At 66.4% G+C, this 8,747-nt stretch carries 10 protein-coding genes; 7 read left to right on the plus strand and 3 right to left on the minus strand.

Annotated elements, in window-relative coordinates:
* Nucleotides 1-4: 4 nt before the first annotated feature.
* Nucleotides 5-1,114: a hypothetical protein gene (locus tag AB0C16_RS13055; protein WP_357682048.1), complete on the minus strand. Its 1,110-nt coding sequence runs from the start codon at nucleotides 1,112-1,114 to the stop codon at nucleotides 5-7.
* Between the two features lie 313 nt (nucleotides 1,115-1,427).
* Here AB0C16_RS13055 and AB0C16_RS13060 point away from each other — a divergent pair, with 313 nt between their 5' ends.
* The 6 genes from AB0C16_RS13060 to AB0C16_RS13085 all read left to right on the plus strand — a co-directional run bounded on the left by AB0C16_RS13060 (nucleotide 1,428) and on the right by AB0C16_RS13085 (nucleotide 5,715).
* The gene (locus tag AB0C16_RS13060; RefSeq protein WP_357682050.1) at nucleotides 1,428-1,784 is read left to right on the plus strand and encodes a WXG100 family type VII secretion target; all 357 of its coding nucleotides are present in this window, start codon (nucleotides 1,428-1,430) and stop codon (nucleotides 1,782-1,784) included.
* Between the two features lie 39 nt (nucleotides 1,785-1,823).
* Complete coding sequence (locus AB0C16_RS13065; RefSeq protein ID WP_357682052.1) at nucleotides 1,824-2,147, plus strand: hypothetical protein; 324 nt, start codon at nucleotides 1,824-1,826, stop codon at nucleotides 2,145-2,147.
* 84 nt (nucleotides 2,148-2,231) lie between these two features.
* Nucleotides 2,232-2,621, plus strand: a complete 390-nt coding sequence (locus tag AB0C16_RS13070; RefSeq protein ID WP_357682054.1) for a hypothetical protein — start codon at nucleotides 2,232-2,234, stop codon at nucleotides 2,619-2,621.
* 11 nt (nucleotides 2,622-2,632) lie between these two features.
* Nucleotides 2,633-3,934: a hypothetical protein gene (locus AB0C16_RS13075; RefSeq protein WP_357682056.1), complete on the plus strand. Its 1,302-nt coding sequence runs from the start codon at nucleotides 2,633-2,635 to the stop codon at nucleotides 3,932-3,934.
* A 124-nt stretch (nucleotides 3,935-4,058) separates the two neighbouring features.
* Nucleotides 4,059-5,015: a pentapeptide repeat-containing protein gene (locus tag AB0C16_RS13080; protein ID WP_357682058.1), complete on the plus strand. Its 957-nt coding sequence runs from the start codon at nucleotides 4,059-4,061 to the stop codon at nucleotides 5,013-5,015.
* 1 nt (nucleotide 5,016) lies between these two features.
* Nucleotides 5,017-5,715: a hypothetical protein gene (locus AB0C16_RS13085; protein WP_357682059.1), complete on the plus strand. Its 699-nt coding sequence runs from the start codon at nucleotides 5,017-5,019 to the stop codon at nucleotides 5,713-5,715.
* Between the two features lie 50 nt (nucleotides 5,716-5,765).
* Here AB0C16_RS13085 and eccB read toward each other — a convergent pair whose 3' ends face one another.
* Nucleotides 5,766-7,178 (minus strand): type VII secretion protein EccB, encoded by a 1,413-nt coding sequence (gene eccB / locus AB0C16_RS13090; protein ID WP_357682061.1) that lies wholly within the window; start codon nucleotides 7,176-7,178, stop codon nucleotides 5,766-5,768.
* A 155-nt stretch (nucleotides 7,179-7,333) separates the two neighbouring features.
* On the opposite strand from eccB, the gene AB0C16_RS13095 reads away from it, so the two are divergent.
* Nucleotides 7,334-7,714: a hypothetical protein gene (locus AB0C16_RS13095; protein ID WP_357682063.1), complete on the plus strand. Its 381-nt coding sequence runs from the start codon at nucleotides 7,334-7,336 to the stop codon at nucleotides 7,712-7,714.
* Nucleotides 7,715-7,837: 123 nt separating this feature from the next.
* On the opposite strand, the gene AB0C16_RS13100 is transcribed toward AB0C16_RS13095, so the two are convergent.
* Nucleotides 7,838-8,747: RNA-guided endonuclease TnpB family protein (locus AB0C16_RS13100; protein WP_357682065.1), on the minus strand; the 910-nt coding region annotated here is incomplete at its 5' end.

The raw sequence follows: 8,747 nt of genomic DNA on the forward strand, positions 1-8,747 counted from the left end.
GTGCTCAGTCCTCCTTGGCCGTGCTCTGGTCGTCCGCCTCTTTCCAGACGGCCGAGGTCTTCTTCAGCTTGGTGCCCCACTTCGTGAGCATGTGGACGCCCTCGACCAGGTAGTCGGAGTGGGCGGACCTGACCTTGTCGTTACCCAGGCCGAGAGGAAGGCCGGCGATGCCGAACACGTAGAAGTCGGCACTGTTGCCGTTGGCGGCCTTGAAGGCATCGTTCACATGCGGTGTGACCTTGTTGATGATGGCGTAGGCGACGTTGTCGATGTCCTGGCCGTTGGCTGTCTTGTCCCGATTGTCACCGTTGCCGGTGACAGGGCCGGGATTGGCGCCGGCACCGGTGCCCTTGTTCGATGGGCTGGTGGGTTTCGTTGGGCTGGTGGGCGATCCGCCGCCCGAGCCGTTGCCGTTCCCAGGGACTGCCGGTGTATCCGATTTTCCGGTGTCGTCTGGGACTTTCGGCACTTCGGGCGGTTGCTCGGAGGGATCGGGGTCGCCGGGCTTTCCGGTGTTTCCACCGTCGCCGGGGTCAGTGGGGTCTCCGGAGCCTCCGGGGTCGGTCGGGTCTCCGGACCCTCCGGGGTCAGTGGGGTCTCCGGACCCTCCGGGGTCGGTCGGGTCTCCGGACCCTCCGGGGTCAGTGGGGTCTCCGGAGCCTCCAGGATCGGTCGGGTCTCCGGGCTCCCCCTGGTCGGGGTCCTGCGAGTCGTCGGTGTCGTCATCGTCGGCGCCGTCGGCGCCGTCGGTGGGCTGATCCTGATCGGCCGGCTCGTCGTCCGGGGGGTCCTCGCCCTCGCGGTCGGACGGCTCCCACTCCGGATCGCCCTCCGCGGCCTGCGGGTCGACGAAGCCGGGCTCGTGATCGTCGGCGCCGTCGTCGGCGTCCTCCGCCACGTCGTCGGTGTCCGCCGGGCCGGCCTCGGTCAGCGCGGTGGGCTCGGCCGTCTGGGCGGGCTCCGCCGTCTGGGAGTCGCGCAGAGCGGCGGGATCGACGATCACGACGTCGTCGGCGAGGATCTCGCTGGGCGCGCCGGTGGTGGCGACCTCGGACTGGGCCGGGCCGACGGTCGAGCCCCAGTTGATCAGGCTGTCGACGTCCTGCTCACTCATCGCGATCTCCTTCGCCCCACGCTGATCGCAAACGCTAGACCAAACCATGGACGATCACAGCGAACCGGGGCAAACCGCTAGGACCTGTTAACTCGGATTCCACACTGCCCGTCAACAGACGCCAGGCGACCTACCTGCACGTTTCCTGAAAAGTCGCCTATTTGTTATCTATAAGTGACCTACGTACTTGTTAGTCATGTTGCGGGTGATGGTTACCGTGTTCTTTGATGGCATTCGTGCCGATCATGCCCTCCGTTGCGTATGAGCTTGACGAGGGGGAAGCACAGGCTCAGAACTCAGGAGAGGAAACGCTGTGTCACTTTTTGGCGCCAGCCCAGCTCAGCTCCAGAACGCGGCCCGGTATGTCGAGGCCGCCGCACAGAACATCGAAGGCCTGCGTAAGGGAGTCGCCACCACCGTGCAGGAGCTCACCGCCTCGGGCGTGGCCTCCGGGTGGGAAGGCACCGCGGCCGTGAAGTACCGGCAGCACATGGACACCTGGGACGTGATCTGCAAGCGGATCATCCAGGACCTCGAGAAGATCTACGACAACCTCAACGTGGGTGCGGGGATCTACAGCAAGGCTGAGGCCGACTCGCACAACATCGGCCTCAGCGGTGTCGAGGCCAACACGAACGCGGTCGACGCGCTCATCAACGTGAAGGCCTAGGGCCGTACTTTCTTCAACCCACACTGAATGGAGATCGCTGTGGCCGACGGTCGCGTGCACGACTTCACGAAGGTCAACTTCGTCCAGATGCAGGCCGCGCAGGAGGGCCTGCTCAGGGTGGTGACCGAGCTCGACCGGATCACCGACCAGCTCTACGCGGACATCCAGCGCGAGCTGCAGGAGCACTGGGTGGACGGCGACGGCAACGGTGCCAAGTCCTTCTTCGACCAGCACCGTGCCTACTGGGACGCCCAGGAGAAGGAGATGGGCAACCAGCTGAACCAGGCCGCCAACGCGGTCGGGCTCGCCAACCAGAACTACCAGCAGGCGGAGAACTACAACCGCCGACTGTGGGAGAACTAGGCCGAACCCGCCAACTCGGTCATCGCCTGTGAGCGGTGGCCGAGACCACGTCTTTCACGGGGCGAGATGACGACAAAAGAGGCTATGGAAGGCGGCCAGGACCCGCTCAACATAGATCCGAACTGGCCGGGGCTCGACGGCGGTGCGCCTGTGGAGTACTCGGTCACCCAGATGCGGGCGGTCGCGCGCGAGTTGGCGTCCGCCTTCGCCGGATCGTCGGGTGGAGGGGGCAGTCTCGACCACCACGTCCGGCGACTTCAGAACGAGTGTCAGCTGTCCGAGGCGCAGATAGGCCAGTGGGACGACGCGCAGGCGTTCACCAAGACCATCGGCGAGAACAGCGCCGGTGCGAAGTTCCTCCAGGCGTACACCGACTTCGCCAACGCCTTCGATCGAGTGATCAGGGCCATCGAGGCGAACGCCGACGTGTACGCCGGAACGAACAGCCAGAACGAGGGCGGCCGTGAGGGCTGAGGAAGGTCATCGTGGGTAAGGAGCGCAAGGTCCTCATCATCCGCTCCTTCGAGGCGACCCCCCAAGGGGAGACGGTCCCAGCCCCGAAGGCGGAGATCGAGCGACTTCTGAGCAACACCAAACCGGGCGACATCAGCGGCGCCGGGTCCGCCTACGGGAGCGCCGCCCAGGCGATCGACCGGGCCGTCACCGCGCTCTCCGAGCACGCCGACCGGCTCGCCAAGGTGTGGAAGGGGCCGACGGCCGCCCAGGTCCAGAAGGCCATGCAGCTCATGCACGCGAGTGGCGTGGAGCTGTCGTCGAAGATGAAGCTCATGGACGAAGCCCTCGGCATCTACGCCGAGAAGTTGCCCGAGTCCCTCGCGAAGGTCCAGAACATCTCCGTCGACATCCCGGCGCCGACCAACGACTCCATCGCTGCCGAGAAGGCCTTCATCCAGGCTCATAAGGCCGAGGAGAACGTTCAGGCGCAGAAGGTGATGCGCGAGCTGAACCAGAAGATCGTCGAGGTGCTCGACTTCAACGTCCCGATGGACGTGTCGTACGAGCTGCCCACCGTGACGATCCCCGGAGGCGGCGGGCCGAGCCAGCGGCCCGTCGTGCTCACCGACCTGCCGGCCGGCTCGGGAGGGCCCTACACCGTCGTCGGCCAGTCGGCCAACGGCGATCCGTACTCGCCTGCCGAGGGCTCCAGGGGCAATGGCTCCAACGGGTCCGGCTCAGGACCCGGTGGCGGCGACCCGACCGGCTCAGATCCGACCGGCACGGACCCGACCGGCACCGACCCGGCGGGACCCGGCGACAGCGGATCGAACGGCCCGGGCTCCGAGGCGACGGGTCCGGGAAGTACGAACGGCACGGGCCCGAACACGGCCACCACCCAGCACCAGACCGGCCTCACCGACAACGCCGTGCCTTCCGTGATCGGCCGGGACGATCCCCGGCACACCGAGGTCGCGAGCTTCACCCCGCAGGCGACGACCACGGCCAGCCCGTACATCGGCACTCCCTACACGGGCGCCCCGCACATGGGCACCACGACGGCGCCCACCACGTTCATCCCGGCTCCGACCGGCAGCACGCCCAGCGTTCCGTCGGTTCTCGGCGCTCCGGGATCGTTCGGGGGCTCCGCCGGCGGTGGTCCCACGAGCTCTGGGAGATCCCCGGGTGCCGGCACCGGGATGCCCCCCCTCATGCCGATGGGCATGGGTGGCGGCACTTCGGAAGAAGGCGTCGAAACCGGAACGAATCTTTCGGAGGAGCGTGACGTCTGGGCCTCGGCGCACGTGGTGACGGAACCACGTATCGGCTGATCGCGTACAGGCGGTACACGGCGGCATACAAAGGGGTGGGGCAATGGGCAATGGCTCTTCGTATTCGGATGACGTATCGAGGTACAACCTCCAGCCCTCGTCCGGCGTGCAGTTCAGAAAGGGCATGATCGAGGAAACCAGCAAGTCCCTCCAGGGGGACCGCGATCAGGTGGACACGATCATGGGCAGAACCAACGGCACCGACCTCGCGTGGCCCGGATACGGCTTGTACCTCATGAAGCTGAACGGCAAGCACACCGACGCCCGTACTGAGCAGGCCAAGGTGCTGAAGGTCGCCAAAGAGGTCCTGGAGTCCTGGGAGACCACGTTCGTGACATCGGATCGCAAGTACACGAAGTCGGACGACGACCAGCCTCCGATCGACAACCTCGGCGGGAACCTGCCGAATATCACCCCTCCCGATCTCGGTGGTTTGAACTCGCGCACCCCCAACCTCACGAACCCGAATTTCACCGATCCGAACTTCACGAACCCGAACCTCACGAACCCCGATCTCACGAACCCCAACCTGACGAATCCCAACCTCACGAACCCGAACCTCACCAATCCGAACCTCACTAACCCGAACCTCACGAACCCCAACCTGACGAATCCCAACCTCACGAACCCGAACCTCACCAATCCGAACCTCACGAACCCCGATCTCACGAACCCCAACCTCACGAACCCCAACCTGGCCAACCCCAACATTCCTGATCCCACCAAGACGGACCTCTCCGGCTACGATCCGTCCGCCGCGCAGATCCAGCAGGCCCGCTTTCCGGAGGGCGCCCCAACGATGGACCCTGGCCGAGTGACCACCGGTTCGCCGGGCACGGGCACGAGCACGGGTATGGGCACTGGCGGAATGGGAGCCGGTGGTCAGGTTCCCGGTCTCGCGAAGGGCGCCAACGGCCTTGGCGGTATGGGCGGCATGCCCTTCATGCCGATGGCGCCCATGGGCGCGGGAGGAGACAGGGAGAAGGAGGGCTCCGCCTCCGACCTGCTACGCGGGGACGAAGGCGACTGGGGCGCGGACGAGGACGTGGCGCCGGCGGTGCTCCAGCACGAGGACACGTGACATGGACTACGGCGGTAGAGAACGCTTCATCACCGGGGCGACGCTGGCCACGGCCGGCGCGGCGCTGATCGGACAGCCCGTCGGTTTCTACATCGCGTCATTTCTCTGGACCCTCGTGGCGAATCCCGACACGATGACCGAGGCGAAAGAGAAGTGGCAGACGAACACGGAGCTGGCAGCCCTCCAGAAGTCGGTGACAAGTCTGGCCGAGCGCCTGGAGACAGTCGCCGATTGGGAGGGCGGAACCGCTGAGATCGTCAGACCGATGCTCAAGAACTTCGTCAAGGAAACCGAGGAGCTCGGTCAGCATCGCGTCGGGATGGGAAACCTGCTCGGTTCCAGTGCGAAGTACTACAACGGCCTCTCATGGGTCGTGCTCGCGGTCGGAACGGCGATGATGGCCATGGGAGTGGCCAGTATCGCCAGCAAGGTGCATCCGGTGACCGCCGCCGCAGTCCGGGCGACGGTCACCGCCAGCCTGCAGGCCCTGTGGACCAGCATCAAGGGACTACGCCCCCATCTGTTGAAATTCGCCATGGTGGCGGGCTTCCTTTATCTGGGCATCCATACGCTGACCGCTGAGCAGGGGATGAAGTTCCAGGACATGAAGGCCGGCATGCGCTACCAGAACCTCAAGCTCGCCAACGACCCGACTACCGGCGCGCCCACGCCGAATACGGACATTCCCAATCTCGCCTGAACGGCTCGGGGCCCCTTCCTTCGACGCGATCGCCGGATCGGCGGACGCCGTCAGTTGACCTTGATCGGGGTACGTGCCGCCGCCGGGTCGAGCCGGGGTCCCTGCGGGATCATGTGCAGCAGCTGGGCCGGGATCGGGGCGACGGACGAGGCGTCGTATCCGAAGGTCTCCAGTTGGGCCGCCGACTGCAGAGGATAGAGCCAGTTCTGGTCACTGACCAGGTAGTACGTGTTGATCGCCGCCAACTGCCCGTCACCCGGCAGCAGCCCGGCCACCGCCGCTCCGCCGGGTGGCAGCAGAATCTGGTCGAAGTGTTCCTGGCTCCCGATCGCCCGGGGGATCGGGATGGCGATCCTGCCGCCACTGGTGATCTTCGCGCGCGTCGAGCCCGTCTGCGTCCCCGCGTAGACCGCGCACAGCGGGGACTCGGTCGACGGCGTGATCACCTTCGGCATCGTCGAGGGCAGCCCTCCGCCGAGGATCTGCAGCTTGGACGGCATGGCGTTGGCCGTCGCGGCGTCGATCTCGATGGGCACGACCGGCCGCCGCCCGTACGCCTTCTTGCTGGCCGGGTCGTTGCGCATCAGCGTCGCCTGCGTGACGGTGATCGGCGCGAGACCGTCCTGGGCGAGCACGTACCACCGGTCCGCGCTGCCCGCCATGCCGGGTGACATGAAGATCTGGCCCACCCGCGCGGCCCGCCCGGTCGGCCCCCGCACCACCTTCCCGCGGTTAGGGATCGAGGGCCCGCGGAAGTCGCGCCCGGTCGGGATGGCGTTGATCCAGGCGGCGGGCACCTTCCTGAGGACGGTGGCGCCGAGCGCGTTGATCCCCTCGGGGCCGACCTTCATCTTCTGGTCGGCCCAGATCACCCAGCCCTGTTGCTGCTCGTCGGTGACGACCATCGCGCCGTTGCCGACCGGCGCGCCGCCTACCTCGAAGCCGCCCACCAGCGTGACGTAAGTCTGCACTACCCCGGACGCGTCGGTCGTCTGGCCCACGCAGACCGACCACGGCCCCTTGACCAGCTTCTCCTTGACCGGGAGTGAGTCGGGCGCGCCGGGGATGCCCACATACGGGCCCCGGGCGAATCCGGCCAGCGAGGCCGCCGACACGTTGCGCACCTTGACGTCGGAGGTGTCGAGCAGCAGCCGCGCGGAGACGTAGTTGGCGACCGGCAGCAGCTGCTTCTCCTGCTCGCTGTAGACGTACTTGGCCCCGCTCTCCTCCTCGACCAGCAACTGGCCCGGATCGGTCAGCTTCGTCGCCCCGCCGGGTTTGAGCAGCCCCCAGATGCCGAACCCCGCGGTCACCAGGGCGGCGATGATCAGCCCGCAGAACAGCGCCACCGTGTGCCGTCGCATCGGTGACTCAGGCACATCTGGCTCGGCCTGCAGCAACGCCATGCCGAGGCGCTGCATCATCAGCCGATGCGCCTGATAGAGGTCCTTCCGGGTCTGCATGCCACTCCATTTCGCGGGAGGAGGGAGAAGCGCGACTTACAGGACAGCATAGAAGTGACAGGGCTTGTGCCCCGAATCTGCTGGGAGCAATGTCCCTTTTCTGTACGACTTGGGCTTGGGACTACTAGGCTCGTTGATCGAACTGGAGGTGTGATATGGCGGAGCCACGCGAGGGACCGACGCAGCAGAGCTGGCCTGGGCTGAACCCCAAGCAGGACGAGATCAAGTTCAGCGCCGACAGGTTGAAGAACATCGCGAAGGACCTCGAGCGAGACCTCGAGCGGCTCATTGGGGCGACACCTGGATCTCTCCGGCACCTGTCAGAGGAGACCCAGGTGACCTACGCCGGCACGGACGACTGGGAGGCCGGGGAAACCCTCTACAAGAGCCTGAAGCACGGCAACACCTACTTCACCGAGGTCTATACGGGGATCGTCCGCGAGTACCGCAAGGCCATCGCCCTGCTTTTCGCCGGCGCCGGTGACTACGAGGCGGTCGAGAGGCTGATGAGCGAGGGGGGCACGGGCACCAGTTGACCTCCTCCCCCTCGTAAACGAGGGGGATTCCCACCCTCACGGGTGAGGTTTCCTGCTTCACCGCCAGCCGCCCGCCAGGAAAGGGGACTTCCCTTGAGGTCTTACGCCGGCTCCACAGGCGTTTCAGCTCTCCGCCAGCCCGGCGGCGAGGATGTTCTTGGCCGCGTTCACGTCCCGGTCATGGGATACGCCGCAGGCGCATACCCAGGTCCGGACGTTCAACGGCATCGTGTCGGTGACGGCGCCGCAGGCCGAGCACAGCTTGGAGGAGGGGAACCAGCGGTCGACCACCACGAGGGTCCGCCCGTACCAGGCCGATTTGTACTCCAGCATGCCGCGCAGCTCCCGCCAGGAGGCGTCGGAGATGGCGCGGGCCAGGCTGTGGTTCTTGACCATGGTGCGGATGGTCAGGTCTTCCACGGCGATCGTTTGGTTCTCGCGAACAAGCCGTGTGCTGACCTTGTGCAGGAAATCGCGTCTGCGGTCGGCGATCCGCGCATACACCCGGGCCACCTTCAGCCGGGCCTTGGCCCGGTTGGCCGAGCCTTTCTCCTTGCGGGCCAGCGCCCGCTGAGCGCGGGCCAGCCGCCTGCGGTCGGCCCGCTCGTGCCCGGGGTTGGTGATCTTCTCTCCGGTCGACAGCGTGACCAGAGCGGTGATGTCCGCATTCACCCCCACCCGAGCCTCTGCCGGGGGCAGTGGGGAGATCTTCTCCTCGACCAGGATGGACACGAACCAGCGTCCGGCCGCGTCCTTGGTCACGGTCACGGTGGACGGCTGCGCGCCTTCGGGAAGGGGGCGCGACCAGACGATGTCCAGCGGCAGGTTCATCTTCGCCAGCGTCAACCGGCCGTCGCGCCGGCGGAACGCCGAACGGGTGTACTCGGCGCTCAGGCGGGACTTCTTGCGGGACTTGAACACCGGGTATCTGGCCCGTTTGGCGAAGAAGCAGGCGAACGCCGCCTGGAGGTGGCGAAGCGCCTGCTGCAACGGGACGCAGGACACCTCACCCAGAAAGCTCAACTCCTCGGTG

It is taken from the genome of Nonomuraea sp. NPDC048916 (genome assembly GCF_040649575.1).
Lineage (GTDB): Bacteria > Actinomycetota > Actinomycetes > Streptosporangiales > Streptosporangiaceae > Nonomuraea.